A 14,955-nucleotide genomic window follows, 5' to 3' on the forward strand; every position below is an offset into this window, starting at 1 on the left:
CATGAGGTTCGTGGCATGACGACGCATTCGGCGGGGTCATGAAGCGATGAAGGAGATAGATATGCCTGGCGCAGATGGTGTCGAAAAGCTCGAGGACGGAATCGTCCGTTCGGCCGAACAGGTCGCCGGCCAGATCAAGGCCGCGAAAGAAGCCATCTCCACCGTCATTTTCGGCCAGGAGCGGGTAATCGAAAACACCCTGGTGACGATCCTGTCCGGCGGACATGCGCTCCTGATCGGCGTTCCCGGCCTCGCCAAGACCAAGCTGGTCGAAACCCTCGGCATCACCCTCGGTCTCGATGCCAAGCGCATCCAGTTCACGCCCGACCTGATGCCGTCTGACATTCTCGGCGCCGAAGTGCTGGACGAGAGCAACTCCGGCAAACGCTCGTTCCGCTTCATCTCGGGCCCGGTATTCGCGCAGCTTCTGATGGCCGACGAAATCAACCGTGCCAGCCCGCGCACCCAGTCGGCCCTGCTGCAAGCCATGCAGGAACAGCACATCACCGTTGCAGGCGCGCGGCACGATCTGCCCAAGCCGTTCCATGTGCTCGCGACCCAGAACCCGCTGGAACAGGAAGGCACCTATCCGCTGCCGGAAGCCCAGCTCGACCGCTTCCTGATGGAAATCGACGTCGACTATCCCGACCGCGACGCCGAGCGCCGTATCCTGTTCGAGACAACAGGCGCGGATGAGACGCTCGCCAAGGCCTCCATGAACGCGGAGATCCTGATCACCGCCCAGCGGCTGGTGCGCCGCCTGCCGGTCGGCGACAGCGTGGTCGAGGCCATTCTTTCGCTGGTGCGCGCCGCGCGTCCCAATCCGGATGGCGAGAGCGAGAAGCTGATCGCCTGGGGCCCCGGTCCGCGCGCCAGCCAGTCGCTGATGCTGGCGGTCCGCGCCCGCGCGCTGCTCGACGGCCGCCTTGCGCCTTCGATCGACGACGTGCTCGACCTTGCCGAACCCGTGCTCAAGCACCGCATGGCGCTGACCTTCGCGGCGCGCGCGGAAGGCCGCACCATTCCTGACGTGATCAGACAATTGAAGACGCGGATCGGTTGATGGCCGCAGAGACCAAGCACGCCAACGGGGAGATCACAGCAATCCGACGTGCCGATGGCGAAAGCCGTACGCTCGCCGCATCGCTGCCGCGTCTCGTGCTTGAAGCCCGCCGCATCGCCGCCAACGTCATTCACGGCCTGCACGGCCGCCGCCGCGCCGGCTCCGGCGAAAGTTTCTGGCAATACCGCCGCTTCGTCTCGGGCGAGCCGTCGCAGAACGTCGACTGGCGCCGCTCGGCGCGCGACGATCATCTCTATGTCCGCGAACAGGAATGGGAGGCCGCGCATACCGTATGGGTGTGGCCCGACCGCTCGCCGTCGATGGCTTTTGCCTCGAAGCAGGCGCGCGACAGCAAGCTGGAGCGCGGCCTGATCGTGACCTTCGCGCTGGCCGAACTATTGGTCGCGGGCGGCGAACGCGTTGGCATCCCCGGCCTGATGAACCCGACCGCCAGCCGCAGCGTCATCGACAAGATGGCGCAGGCGATGCTGCATGACGATGCCGCGCGCGCCAGCCTGCCGCCGTCGTTCATCCCGTCGGCGCTGGCCGAGATCGTGGTGCTGTCGGATTTCTGGTCGCCGATGAGCGAAATACGCACCATGCTCGCAGGCCTGTCGGCCTCCGGCGCACATGGCACGCTGATCCAGATCGTCGATCCCGCCGAAGAGACCTTTCCCTATGCCGGCCGCGTCGAATTCGTCGAACCGGAAAGCGGCGGCGTCATCACCGCCGGCCGCGCCGAAAGCTGGGCCAGCGACTATGTCGCGCGCGTGGCGCTGCATCGCGACGAGATCCGGGGCGAAACCAACAAGCTCGACTGGCTGTTTTCAACCCATACCACCAGCCGCTCCGCGGCCGAGCTATTGTTGTTCCTGCACTCGGGCATGATGGTAGCTAAGGGCGCGGCGCGTTCCTTGACCGTCAAAGCGGGGCGAAGCGCATGATCGCGGGCCTGCCCCTCTCCTTTGCTCAACCGCTGCTGCTGCTGGGTCTGCTGTCTCTTCCAGTGCTGTGGTGGCTGCTGCGCGTGATGCCGCCGCGTCCGAGACGGATCGAGTTTCCACCGACGCGGCTATTGTTCGACATCAAGCCCAAGGAAGAAACCCCGTCGCGGACACCGTGGTGGCTGACGCTGTTGCGCCTGACGGCAGCGGCCCTGGTGATCCTCGCCGCCGCAGGTCCGATCTGGAATCCACAGACCGCCGCCGGCGGCAGCAAGGCGCCGCTGGTGATCCTGCTCGATGACGGCTGGAGCGCAGCCTCGAGCTGGGAAACGAGGATCAAGGCCGCCGACGAGTTGATCGCCAATGCCGACAACGACCGCCGCGGCGTCGCGCTGGTGCCACTGTCCGAGCCGGCGCGCGATGTCACGCTGATGCCGGGCGGCACGGCCCGCGTCGCGCTGCGACAGCTCGCCCCAAAATCCTATTCGATCGAGCGCGTCGAAACGCTCACACCGCTCGATCGCTTCCTCAAGACCACCGGCGACGCCGAGATCGCCTGGCTGTCCGACGGCGTCGACACCGGACGCGGCGCGGAATTTTTGGAAGCGCTGGCCAAGACGGTCGGCGACCGCACGCTGACGATCTACGAGGGCGGCGCATCCCCGGCCCTGGCGCTGGTCGCGGCCGAAAACGCCGCGGCGAAGATGACGGTGAAGGTATTGCGCACCAACAGCGGCATTGCCGCCGGCGTGGTGCGTGCGATCGACGCCAAGGGTTCGCCGATCGGCGAAGCCCGTTACGCGTTCGGCCCGCAGGACCGCGAAGCCGAAGCCGCGTTCGAGCTGCCGGTCGAGTTGCGCAACGACATCGCGCGGCTGGAAATTGCCGGCGAGCGATCCGCCGGCGCCGTGCAGCTGCTCGACAAGCGATGGCGGCGGCGCGCGATCGGCGTCGTCACCGGCGCCACCAGCGACACCGCGCAGCCGTTGCTCGCCTCGACCTTCTATCTCACCCGCGCGCTGTCGCCGTTCGCCGACGTGCGGCTCGGCGACCGCGGCGCGCCGCAGCAGGTGATTGGACAGTTCCTTGATCAACGACTCCCGATGATCGTGCTGGCCGATGTCGGCACACTGTCGCCGGAAATCCGCGAACGCCTCAACGCCTGGATCGATCAGGGCGGCGTATTGGTACGCTTTGCCGGGCCTCGCCTGGCGCAGGCCGATGACGATCTGGTGCCGGTCAAACTGCGCCGCGGCGGCCGCAGCCTCGGCGGCAGCCTGACCTGGGAAAAGCCGCAGCATATGGCCTCGTTCGCCGCCGACGGTCCGTTCGCGGGCTTGCAGGTACCGAAGGACGTCACCGTCAACCGCCAGGTTCTGGCTGAACCAGATGCCGTGCTGGCAACCAAGAGCTGGGCCTCGCTGGAAGACGGCACGCCGCTGGTGACCGGCGAACATCGCGGCAAGGGCATCCTCAGCCTGTTCCATGTCGGCGCCGACTCGCGCTGGTCCGACCTGCCGATGTCCGGCAGCTTCGTCGAGATGCTGCGGCGGCTGGTCGACACGTCCGGCTATACGCAAAAGCCGGGCGCTGGCGTCGCCAGCGAAGTGACCAATGTCGAGACCGTGGCGCCGCTGCGCACGCTCGATGGTTTTGGCGCATTTGGCCCGCCGCCCTCCACCGCCAAGCCGATGCCGGCCGATTATCGCGACCGCGCCACCGCAGATCATCCGCCGGGTTTCTATGGCGCGGCCGAAGGTCCGATCGCGGTCAACACGCTGGCCTCCGCCGACCGTATCGCCGCCCTCGACACGACGTCGCTGCGCGCCCGCCGCGCCAGCTACACCAACGCCGAACCGCGCGATCTGCGCGGCATCCTGTTGTCGTCATCGCTGGCGCTTTTCCTGGTCGATGCGATCGTGGTCGCCGTACTCGGCGCGGGACTTGCCGCGCTGTGGCGGCGGCGTGCCGCACCCGCAGCATTGCTGTTGGCGATGATCCTGGCCGCGACATCGATCGCGCCCGCCCCGCTCCGCGCCGCCGACAATGACGATTTTGCGATCAAGTCGGTCTCGCAGACGCGCCTCGCTTATGTCGTCACCGGCAATGCCGACGTCGACTCGATCGTCAAGTCGGGCCTATCGGGACTGACGCTGTTTCTCGCCCAGCGCACCGCGCTGGAAGCCGGCGACCCCGTCGGCATCGATCCTGCGCGCGACGAGCTGGCGTTCTTCCCGCTGATCTACTGGCCGGTGGTACCGGGCGCGCCGAAACCGCCGCAGGACGCCATCAACCGCATCGACGCCTATATGAAGCAGGGCGGCACGGTCGTATTCGACACCCGCGACGCCATCGAGGCGCCGCCGGGAGAAAACGGCGCGTCGCAGACAGCGGGCATGCGCACCTTGCGCGAGATTCTCTCCTCGCTCGATGTGCCCGAACTCGAGCCGGTGCCGCGCGAGCACGTGCTGACCAAGACGTTTTATCTGCTGCGGGATTTTCCGGGCCGGTTCAACTCGGGTCAGACCTGGGTCGAAACCCTGCCGCGCGAGGATGACGACGAAGCCGCATCACGGCCCGCGCGCGGCGGCGACGGCGTCTCGCCGATCATCATCACCTCGAACGATCTTGCGGGGGCCTGGGCGATCCGGCCCGACGGCCAGCCGATGCTGCCGCTGACGCCGAGCGAGCCGCGCCAGCGCGAATTCGCCTTCCGCGCCGGCGTCAACATCGTGATGTACACGCTGACCGGCAACTACAAGGCCGACCAGGTGCACGCGCCTGCCCTCATCGAACGGCTGGGGCAATAACGGCATGCAGTACGGTATCGCGTTCACCCCCCTCGTTCCCACCCTCGTGCTGTGGATCGCGCTGGCCGCGATCGTCGCGATCTCGGTGCTGCTGCTGATCGGCCGCGCGCGGGGCGCCGCCGTGCGCGTCATCGCGCTGGCGCTGATCTTGCTCGCGCTCGCCAACCCTTCTTTCACGCGCGAAGACCGCGAGCCGTTGTCGTCGGTCGCCGCCGTGGTCATCGACAAGAGCCCGAGCCAGAATTTCGGCACCCGCAATGAGGAGACGGCGAAGGCGCAGGAGGCCTTGGTCGACAGCCTCAAGAAGGTCAAGGGACTGGAAGTGCGTGTCGTCGATGCCGGACAGGCCGATGGCGAAACCGACGGCACCAAGCTGTTCGGCGCGTTGTCGTCGGCGCTTTCGGATGTTCCCGTCGACCGCGTCGCCGGCGCCTTCCTGATCACCGACGGCCGCGTCCATGACATTCCCGCCAACGCCGCGGCGTTGGGCTTCCAGGCGCCGGTGCATGCGCTGGTCACCGGCCGCAAGGACGAGCGCGACCGCCGCGTCGCGATTTCGGCCGCGCCGAGATTCGGCATCGTCGGCCAGCCCCAGACCATCACCTACCGGCTGGACGACCAGGGCGTCACCGGCCAGCGCGCCAGGATCGTCGTGCGCCGCGACGGTGAAGTGATCAACGAACGCACCTTGCAGAGCGGCCAGACCGCCAATGTCGATATCGACATCAAGCATGCCGGCTCCAACATCGTCGAGATCGAGGCTTCGCCGCTCGAGAACGAACTCACGCTGGTCAACAACCGCGCCGTGGTCGCGATCGAAGGTGTGCGCGACAAATTGCGGGTGCTGCTGGTGTCGGGCGAGCCACATTCCGGCGAACGCACCTGGCGCAATCTGTTGAAGTCGGACGCCAGCATCGACCTCGTGCATTTCACCATTCTGCGGCCGCCGGAGAAGCAGGACGGCACGCCGATCAACGAGTTGTCGCTGATCGCGTTTCCGACGCGCGAACTGTTCCAGCAGAAGATCAACGAGTTCCAGTTGATCATCTTCGACCGCTACGCCCGCCAGGGCGTGCTGCCGATTCCCTATTTCGAGAATATGGCGCGCTACGTGCGTGCCGGCGGCGCGGTGCTGGTGTCCGCAGGGCCGGACTACGCCTCGACCAGCAGCATCTGGCGCACCCCTTTGGATTCGGTGCTGCCGGCCGAACCCGTCGGCGTCTCCGAGAAGCCGTTTTATGCACGTCTGAGCGACATCGGTAAACGTCATCCGGTCACGCGCGGCCTCGAAGGCTCCGCCAACGAACCGCCGCACTGGAGCCGGTTCTTCCGCACCGTGGAGACGCGCAACGCCATCACGCCCCCGGTCATGACCGGCGCCGACGGCAAGCCGCTGCTGCTGCTGTCGCGCTTCGGCGAGGGCCGCGTCGCGCTGCTGCTGTCTGACCATATCTGGCTATGGGCGCGCGGCTATGAAGGCGGCGGTCCGCATCTCGATCTGTTGCGGCGGATGTCGCATTGGCTGATGAAGCAACCCGACCTCGATGAAGAGGCCCTGCGCCTGCAGATCCAGGGCAAGGACCTCGTGGTGTTGCGGCAGACCATGGCCGACAACGTCGCACCGGTAACGGTGACCTCGCCGAGCGGTGCCACGCGCGAACTGACGTTGAGCGCGAGCGATCCCGGCACCTGGCGTTCGACCCTGCCGGCAAACGAACTCGGCCTGTGGCAGGCGACCGACGGCACGCTGAAGGCGCTGATCAATGTCGGGCCGACCAACCCGAGGGAATTTTCCGAAGTCACGTCGACGATCGAAATGCTCAAGCCGCTGGCGCAAGCGACCGGCGGCGACGCGCGCCGCGTGGTCGACGGGTCAAGCATCGACCTGCCCCGCATCGTGCCGGTGCGCTCCACCAGCATCTTCCGCGGCGACGGCTGGATGGGCGTGAAGATGCGCGACGCCAGCGTCGTCAAGGGCGTCGGCGTGCTGCCGATGTTCGCCGGCCTGATCGGCCTGCTGCTGCTGCTCGGCGCGTTTGCAGCGACGTGGGTCCGCGAGGGGCGTTGATCTTGCCGAACGATGGCGCAAACGCCTGGCTGATCAAAATCACCGCTTTCCTCGTCCCTTTTTGCATCAGTAATTCAGTCCCGAGCCACGCGGAACAGCGACGTGTTTCGCCTCCCGAGATTGTCCGAATTGCCGTCAGGCCATTGCCATTCGACCTGCAGGGCTTGCTTAGGCGTCCCGAAGGCGCGGACCGTCCGCCCGCCATCGTGCTTCTCCCCTCGTGCGGCAAACATGACAGTGCCAAGTCACTCGATGAACATTGGGGAGCAAAAATTTCGTCTTGGGGTTACGTCACGTTGACGATCGAAAGCTTCGGTCCGCGAGGGATCAAGAATTGCGACCGTGGCGTTTACACCGACCTGGCCCTTGATGCGTATCGGGGTTTGAATTTTCTCATTCAGAAACGTTTCATCGATCCAAAACGCGCTGCGATCGTTGGCTTCGCGGCGGGCGCCTGGCAAACCCTTTCGGCGATTGAACGGGGCGCGATTGAACAGGCGACCAGATCAAAATTTCGGGCGGCGGCCGCGTTCTATCCGCCCTGCCTCGGCTTTAAGGGCATCATGACCGTGCCCACCTTGATCCTGATCGGCGAGCGCGATGACTTCGCTGGTGTGGATGCATGCCGGAAAATGGCTGCCGGCGAAGACGATATAGGGATTTCCCGGCAGAAGGGCGAAGGTGCCCCGGTTCGGCTGATCACCTATCCCGAGGCGTATTTCGGGTTTGACCTTCCGGCCCTTACGACCGCGCGGACATCGTCTGGAATTCAACAAATCAGCAGCCGATCAATCGAGCGAGGCGCTTCGGGAGTTTCTCAACTCGACCGTGGGACCCGTTGCTAATCAGTAAGAACAGGCACCCCGAACCGGTCGGCTGCCGAGGCCCCCGGTGCACACGGAATCCCTAAGCGGCCTCATCGGCGCGCCGCCATCTGGGGAACGGATCGGGCAGACTAGCCCATTCCTCGATGTGCATGCCGGACTTTCCCGGAACAAGACATGCGTCGAGGCGCGCCGTGATGGCGTCCTGGTCCATGGCCGTGCCGATGAACACGATCTCCTGCCGGCGATCGCCGTACAGTTCGTTCCAGTTCTTCTTGAGCGACTGCCGCCAGAACGGATCGTCCGGCCAGCGGTCAGCCGGCACGTTGGCCCACCAAAAGCCCAGGCCTTCGGTTCGGACGATCGCACCGGCCTGACTCAATTCACCCAGCCATTGCGGACGCGTGGCGATCCAGAAATGGCCCTTTGCCCGGATGACTCCGGTCCAGCTTTCCCTGAGGAATTGATGAAACTTCGCCGGCGCGAACGGTCGACGCGCACGATAGACGAAGCTGCCGACGCCGTATTGTTCGGTCTCCGGCGTATGGTTGGCAAAGCCATATAGCTCCTTGAACCAGAGCGGATGTTGTTGCGCCCGCTCGAAATCGAAACGCCCGGTGTTGAGAATGCGCTCGAAGGGCGCATTGGCAAAACAGGTCTCCACGATGTCGGCTGTGGGGTTCAGCGCGCGGATGATTTTGCGAGCGGCCTCCAACTGTTCTTTGGAAGCATCGCCGATTTTGTTGAGCACCACCACGTCAGCGAATTCGATCTGCTCAACCAGCAGATCCACCATCGTCCGCTTGTCGTCAGCACCGAGCGACTCGCCGCGATCCCGGATGAAGTCGGTCGAGGAATAGTCCCGCAGCAGGTTTACCGCATCGACCACCGTCACCATGGTGTCGAGTATTGCCACGTCGGAAAGACTGTCGCCCTCCTCGGTGCGGAAATCGAACGTCGCCGCAACCGGAAGCGGTTCGGAAATGCCGGTCGATTCGATCAGGAGGTAATCGAACCGTCCGCTCTCCGCGAGCCCACGAATTTCCTTCAAGAGATCGTCGCGCAGCGTGCAGCAAATGCACCCGTTGGTCATTTCAACCAGCTTTTCATCCGTCCGCGACAGGTTCGCACCGCCATCGCGTACGAGGTCGGCGTCGATGTTGACCTCGCTCATGTCGTTCACAATCACCGCCACTTTCAGGCCGCGACGGTTGTTCAGCACGTGGTTCAGCAAAGTTGTCTTTCCAGCCCCGAGGAAGCCGGACAAGACAGTGACGGGGAGTTTTTGCATCGAGGTCAAAGAGCCTGTTCAGTTCACGGAATCCCAAACGAGGATGGCGAGGCATGGGATGATCCGCAAATATGTAATGTTATAACATAACAATCCGAACCCGGCTGGGCTGTCAACCAGGAAAATTTGAGGGACGCCAGGTGCGCTCAAATCGACGGTGATCAGCTCGACCCGCATACCGTTGCGTGAATCACACACACGCCTTGAATTGCGCCGACACCCGGACCGAGCGCGGTTGACCCCGCGGACCACCGCTGATGTTATATTATTACATCGGACGGCCGAGACACCTTGGCCGCTCCGGGGGACAAGGCGTCAGTCGTCGTGAAGTGGTTCCGGAATAACGTCAAACACGGCTCGCGGCTGGCGCTGTTCGCGCTCGCGATCCAGTTTGCGCTGTCGTGCGGACATTTCCACCCGGCAGCGGCGGCGCCTGCGATCGCGACCAGCCTGACGCAGGTTGACCTCGATCATGCGCAGATCCCTGCGGTACCAGATGTGGCAGGCCAAGCTGCCCAGACGCAGCCACCGTCCAATCACGATACCGACCATCCGGCTGAGGCCTGTGCGATCTGCGCCGTCATTTCGCTGGCCAACAACGTTCTATTCTCGGCACCGCCGCTGTTGCTGCTGCCGCAGGCCATCGAGCTTCTGTACCTGACGACCGACGCCGAATTCGCGCATCTGAGCTCGGTCCATTCAGCCTTCCAGTCCCGCGCCCCTCCCGCCTCCTGACATCGATTGACTGATGCGCCCGAAGGGGATCGCCGCGTGACACGTGGCCGATCCGTCAAGGGATAATCGAATCGTCCGTCGCTTGACGGAATCAGGATCGGGACAAATGACATTCACCAAGAGACGAGCGTTCCACATCGGTGGCGCAAGCTGGCTATTCCTGTGCGCGGTCGGCAACGGCGTGATGGCCCAGGACACGGCCGCGCCATCCTCCTCGACACAACTGCCGGAAATCACCGTGACGGCGCCAAGCCCGATCGTGCGGCGAAACGTGACCCCGGCGCGAAAGCCGGCGCGCGTCGCCCGCGGCGTGCCCGGCCGCAGTCGCGAACGCGATAACGAGCCGCAACCGGCCCCCGTCGCCGCGGCGCCTCAACAGGGCGTGCTTCCGGTCGTGACCGATCAGTTCGCGACCGTCACCGTCATGCCGAACGAGGAAATCCGGCGGCAAGGCGGCGGCACGCTCGGCGATCTCTTGTTCTCCAAGCCAGGGATCACCGGCTCAAGCTTTGCACCCGGAGCATCAAGCCGGCCGATCATCAGGGGTCTCGACGTCAATCGCGTCGGCATCGTCGAGAACGGCATCGGCAGCAACGGCGCCTCGGACCTCGGCGAAGATCACTTCGTTCCGATCGATCCGCTTTCGACCAACCAGATCGAGGTCATCCGCGGTCCGGCAACCCTGCGATACGGGTCCACGGCGATCGGTGGCGTTGTCAGCGCCACCAACAACCGCATTCCGGACGCTTTGCCCACCTGCGCGGCACCCGCATTTCAAAGCTATGGGCTTCCGGTGAAGGCGCCGCTCGCCAATGCCGCATCGCCGGGATGCGTGAACGTCGAGACCCGCACCGCGGTCAATTCGGTCGATCGCGGCGTCGAAGGCGGCATTCTGCTCGACGCCGGCGGCGGCAATGTTGCCATTCATGCCGACGCCTACGGACGCAAGTCGGGCGATTACAGCATTCCGAGCTATCCGTATCTGTTCGACCAGACCCGGCCGGTCGACGGACGGCAGCCGAATTCCGCGGCGCAGGCCACCGGCGCATCGATCGGCGGTTCGTATTTCTTCCACGGCGGCTTCATCGGCGCGGCCGTCACGCAGAACGACACGCTCTATCACATACCCGGCATCGACGGCGCCGATCACCAGACCCGGATCGATGCGCGTCAAACCAAATTCACGGCCAAGGGCGAATACCGGCCGGACGCTGCGGCAATCGATGCGGTCCGTTTCTGGGCGGGCGCCACCGACTATAAGCACAATGAGATCGGCCTCGCCGACCCCGCGGACCTATCGACGCTGGGCGTGCGCCAGACCTTCACCAACAAGGAGCAGGAAGGCCGCGTCGAGGTGCAGCTGGCACCATTCAACGTCCGCTTCGCCGCCCTCACCACGGCTGTCGGCATCCAGGCGTCGCATCAGGAACTCACAGCACCGAGCCCGGATGATATCGGCAGTCCGCTGAATGGCTTGTGGGATCCCAACAAGAACACCAAGGTCGCCGGATATATCTTCAACGAACTGAAATTCAGCGATACGACAAAGGCGCAGATCGCCGGGCGTATCGAGCACGCCCACCTGACTGGAACGACACCGGGATTCATTCCGGATGAGTTCGATCTCAACGTCGATCCCGCCGCCATTGGTCCTGCCACGCCACGCAACCTCAACTTCGCGCCGAAGAGCGGGAGTATGGGCCTTATCCAGAATCTTCCATGGAATCTGGTTGCGAGCATCACCGGCCAATATGTCGAGCGCGCACCCAAGCCCGCCGAGCTGTTTTCGCGCGGCGCTCACGATGCGACGGCTACTTTCGATATCGGCAATCCCAATCTGGGTATCGAGACCGCGAAATCCGTCGAAGTCGGTCTGCGACGGGCAACCGGCCCCTTGCGATTTGAAATCACCGGCTATTACACCAAGTTCAACGGCTTCATCTTTCGGCGGCTGACCGGCAACACGTGCGAAGACGGCGTGTGCCAGGCCGGCCCGGGCCTCGAGCTCAACCAGGCGATCTACTCCCAGCGCGACGCCACCTTCCGCGGCGGCGAATTCCAGTTTCAGTACGACGTGCTGCCGGTCTGGAACGGCCTGTTCGGGATCGAGGGACAATACGATATTGTCCGCGCGACCTTCGAGGACGGGACCAACGTACCGCGGATTCCACCGCAGCGGCTCGGCGGCGGCCTGTTCTATCGCGACGCCAACTGGCTGATGCGGGTCAATCTGCTGCACGCGTTCGCTCAGAATGATGTCGCCGTGATCGCCGAAACGCCGACGCCCGGCTACAATCTGCTGAAGGCGGAGATCAGCTACAGGACCAAGCTCGATGCGTCCTGGTTCGGAGCCCGCGAGATGACGGTTGGATTGGTCGGCAACAATCTGCTGAACGAGAACATCCGCAACTCGGTCTCGTACAACAAGGACGAGGTTCTGCTGCCAGGCATCGGCGTACGCGCCTTTGCGAACCTGAAGTTCTAGAATCCCCGCTGGAGCAGGGCGAGGTCAGCGCGCCTTGCTCCAGTCCGGGCGAATGGCACCGGAGACGCCATCGAAGGCCCCATCGACGAGTTCGGCGACCAGGAGGCGGCTGTAATCGACCGGGCCGGGCATGGTCATCCGCCCCTTCGGCACGGTCTTGAAACCGACACGGCTGTAATAGGCCTCGTCGCCGACCAGAATAACCAGGCGATGGCCTTTCGCCCTGGCATCCGCAAGGGCGCGATCGAGCAGCATGCGTCCGACGCCGCGGCTGCGAAACGGCGGCTCGACCGTCAGCGGCCCGAGCATCAGGGCGGGGGTATCGCCGATGCAAACCGGCAACTGGCGCACCGAGCCGACCATCAGTGTGCCGATCCGTGCCGTGAACGACAGATCGAGCAGATGATCGACGTGCTCGCGCAGCCGGTAGGCACTCAGCACGAAGCGGCCGGGGCCGAAGGTGCGTTCGAGCAGGCGCTCGATCGCCTGCGCGTCCTTTGGCGTTTCGGGCAATATGGTCACGGAGAGTTCGCTCATGGTGAGGCGCGGGATAGCATCTGGCGGCGGCGCGGTCCATTGCCGGCCACGCCAAATCCTGCTTCTCACCTTCCAAGGCCTGCAAGACGAAAACGCAGCCAAATTGGCCGGACAGAAATCACCGCCAGGTCGCAATCGGCGCTTTGCCATCGAGCACTTCGGCGATCCGAAGCCGCGTCCCCTTTGTGGTCTCGGCCGGCAGCGCACCGGCGTCGTAGAAACCGCTTTCCACGATTTCGCGGTTGGGCTCCGGCAAGCGGTCCTGCCGGAACTGCCTGACGACATAGACCGCGACATGGTCGCGGGGCGATACGTGGAGGTTGAAAAACAGCCCATGCAAGGGCGGCTCGTCGGTGAGTTCGATCCGTCCCTCCTCCATGAGTTCGCGCCGCAATGCTTCGAGGAATGTCTCACCGACCTCAACCCCGCCGCCCGGCAGATGCCAGCCGGAGATATAGCTGTGTTTGACCAGAAACACCCTGTTGCCGCCGTCGAGCACGACACCGCGGACCCCGAGCGTCATTCCGCGGGCGATCCGCCAATAGAGATGCATTACCCGCCGCAGCTGCGGCTCGAAGCGTTTTCGAAGATTCTGCAGAGCGGTCACAAATACCCTCAGATGCCGGACATGATGTTTGATCCTTGCGCAGATACGGTTGGCTTGCCAATACATTGCAGAGTTTCTGGCAAGGTTTCTGGCAAGGATTCCTGACGAGGTTTTTGATGGCCGCATTCACGTTGGCGCATTTGTCCGATCCGCACCTGCCGCCGCTGCCGGCGGCACGCTTGCGCGATCTCGCGGGCAAGCGCGCGCTCGGCTATCTCAACTGGACCCGCAACCGCCACAAATACCACCGCCGCGAGGTGCTCGACGCATTGGTCGCGGACATGCAGGTCCAGCAGCCTGACCATATTGCGGTCACCGGCGATCTGGTCAATCTGGCGCTAGAAGCCGAGTTCTCGCCGGCGCAGGCCTGGCTTGAAAGCGTCGGCGCGCCGCAGGAAGTCACGGTTATTCCCGGCAATCACGACGCCTATGTGCGCGCCACCAGGCATCGTTTCGCCGGCACGTTCGGCGACTATCTGCGCGGCGATGCCGGGCCCAACGGCGCGACGTTTCCGTTCGTGCGCCGGCGCGGCCCGCTGGCGCTGATCGGCGTATCCTCGGCAGTGCCGACGCTGCCGCTGATGGCGACCGGCAGGCTCGGGCGGGCCCAGCTCGATGAACTGGATAAAATCCTGACGCAATTGTCGTCGGAACAGGCATTCCGGGTGTTGCTGGTCCATCACCCGCTGCATTCGGATTCCCGCATCAAGCGGCTGACGGATTCGCGGCAGCTGCGCGCGCTCTTGAAGCGCCATGGCGTGGAATTGGTACTGCACGGGCACGACCACATCCATTCGACCATGTGGATCGAAGGCACTGACCGCCAGATTCCCGCGATCGGCGTGCCTTCGGCGTCGGCACTGGCGCACCGGCACTATCCCGCCGCCGCCTATAATCTGTTTTCGATCGAGCGCGACGGCGACCACTGGCACTGCGTGCAGACCGTGCGCGGGATCAGCGACGACATGCGCGTGCGGCAAATCCGGCAGACCAAGCTGATCTAGAGATCACGCAAGCTGGCAAACAGCGCGATGGCGAACAGGGCGGCGGCGCCGAGCAGGAATCCGAGTACGAACATCCCAAAGCCGCCACGGCGTTTCGGCGGCTCTTCGGCTGATGGCTCGACCATCGGCGTTGCCACCATCGCATGCTCGCGCTCGATCATGCGGCGCGCGACATAGTCGGTGACGGCATCGACGATGACGGGCACGTCGTGGGATTCGGCGAGCACGATGCGGCCGAAGCGGGTGTCCTGCACGAAGCGGTAGATGCGCTTGTCGCGTCCCATCAGGATGTGCGCGACGACATCGATCCACAGCCGCGGCGTCTCGCCTTGGCTGACGCCGCGATCGAACAGGTCGACCTTTTCGGGGATCTGGGCAAACAGGGGATCGAGCGCCTCGTTCATGATCTCGAGCCGCGCCACTTCGGCGTCGCGCAATTCGACGACGACGCCGGTGCGGTCGGCGGCCTCGATCCGCGCCTTGCGCAGCGCGTCGCGCAGCCGCGTCGGTTGCGGCTCAATAGGGGCGGTACTCTGTACATCTGACATCTTGCGGCCCGCCTTTGTCCTGAAGGGTTGGCGGCGGTT

12 protein-coding genes are annotated in these 14,955 nt (G+C 64.4%); 8 read left to right on the forward strand and 4 right to left on the reverse strand.

Annotated elements, in window-relative coordinates; all coding sequences use genetic code 11:
- The first annotated feature begins 61 nt into the window (after positions 1-61).
- Genes JQ574_RS13205 through JQ574_RS13225 form a run of 5 tightly spaced genes read left to right on the forward strand, consistent with a single transcriptional unit; the run spans position 62 to position 7,730 of the window.
- Positions 62-1,063: a MoxR family ATPase gene (locus tag JQ574_RS13205; protein ID WP_212209252.1), complete on the forward strand. Its 1,002-nt coding sequence runs from the start codon at positions 62-64 to the stop codon at positions 1,061-1,063.
- On the forward strand, positions 1,063-2,007 hold the full coding sequence (locus JQ574_RS13210; protein ID WP_212209250.1) for a DUF58 domain-containing protein: 945 nt from the start codon (positions 1,063-1,065) through the stop codon (positions 2,005-2,007). The genes JQ574_RS13205 and JQ574_RS13210 overlap by 1 nt, the downstream gene beginning before the upstream one ends.
- Entirely contained in the window at positions 2,007-4,817 is a 2,811-nt protein-coding gene (locus tag JQ574_RS13215) for a DUF4159 domain-containing protein (RefSeq protein WP_212209291.1), read from the forward strand. Before JQ574_RS13210 ends, JQ574_RS13215 begins: the two co-directional genes overlap by 1 nt.
- 4 nt (positions 4,818-4,821) lie before the next feature.
- Positions 4,822-6,885, forward strand: a complete 2,064-nt coding sequence (locus JQ574_RS13220) for a hypothetical protein (protein WP_212209249.1) — start codon at positions 4,822-4,824, stop codon at positions 6,883-6,885.
- Between the two features lie 2 nt (positions 6,886-6,887).
- Entirely contained in the window at positions 6,888-7,730 is an 843-nt protein-coding gene (locus tag JQ574_RS13225; protein WP_212383589.1) for a dienelactone hydrolase family protein, read from the forward strand.
- A 61-nt stretch (positions 7,731-7,791) separates the two neighbouring features.
- On the opposite strand, the gene zigA is transcribed toward JQ574_RS13225, so the two are convergent.
- A complete protein-coding gene (gene zigA / locus JQ574_RS13230; RefSeq protein WP_212209247.1) occupies positions 7,792-9,000 on the reverse strand; it encodes a zinc metallochaperone GTPase ZigA in 1,209 nt (402 codons plus the stop codon).
- 324 nt (positions 9,001-9,324) lie between these two features.
- On the opposite strand from zigA, the gene JQ574_RS13235 reads away from it, so the two are divergent.
- On the forward strand, positions 9,325-9,735 hold the full coding sequence (locus JQ574_RS13235; protein ID WP_212209290.1) for a DUF2946 family protein: 411 nt from the start codon (positions 9,325-9,327) through the stop codon (positions 9,733-9,735).
- Positions 9,736-9,841: 106 nt separating this feature from the next.
- Positions 9,842-12,220, forward strand: coding sequence for a TonB-dependent receptor (locus JQ574_RS13240; protein ID WP_212209246.1), 2,379 nt, complete (start codon positions 9,842-9,844; stop codon positions 12,218-12,220).
- Positions 12,221-12,244: 24 nt separating this feature from the next.
- On the opposite strand, the gene JQ574_RS13245 is transcribed toward JQ574_RS13240, so the two are convergent.
- Entirely contained in the window at positions 12,245-12,757 is a 513-nt protein-coding gene (locus JQ574_RS13245; protein ID WP_212209245.1) for a GNAT family N-acetyltransferase, read from the reverse strand.
- Between the two features lie 118 nt (positions 12,758-12,875).
- Complete coding sequence (locus tag JQ574_RS13250) at positions 12,876-13,364, reverse strand: NUDIX domain-containing protein (protein WP_212209244.1); 489 nt, start codon at positions 13,362-13,364, stop codon at positions 12,876-12,878.
- A 116-nt stretch (positions 13,365-13,480) separates the two neighbouring features.
- Here JQ574_RS13250 and JQ574_RS13255 point away from each other — a divergent pair, with 116 nt between their 5' ends.
- Positions 13,481-14,368: a metallophosphoesterase gene (locus JQ574_RS13255; protein WP_212209243.1), complete on the forward strand. Its 888-nt coding sequence runs from the start codon at positions 13,481-13,483 to the stop codon at positions 14,366-14,368.
- Here JQ574_RS13255 and JQ574_RS13260 read toward each other — a convergent pair.
- Positions 14,365-14,916 (reverse strand): hypothetical protein, encoded by a 552-nt coding sequence (locus tag JQ574_RS13260; RefSeq protein WP_212209242.1) that lies wholly within the window; start codon positions 14,914-14,916, stop codon positions 14,365-14,367. The genes JQ574_RS13255 and JQ574_RS13260 overlap by 4 nt on opposite strands.
- Between the last annotated feature and the right edge of the window lie 39 nt (positions 14,917-14,955).

Source organism: Bradyrhizobium sp. AUGA SZCCT0158 (genome assembly GCF_018130065.1).
Lineage (GTDB): Bacteria > Pseudomonadota > Alphaproteobacteria > Rhizobiales > Xanthobacteraceae > Bradyrhizobium.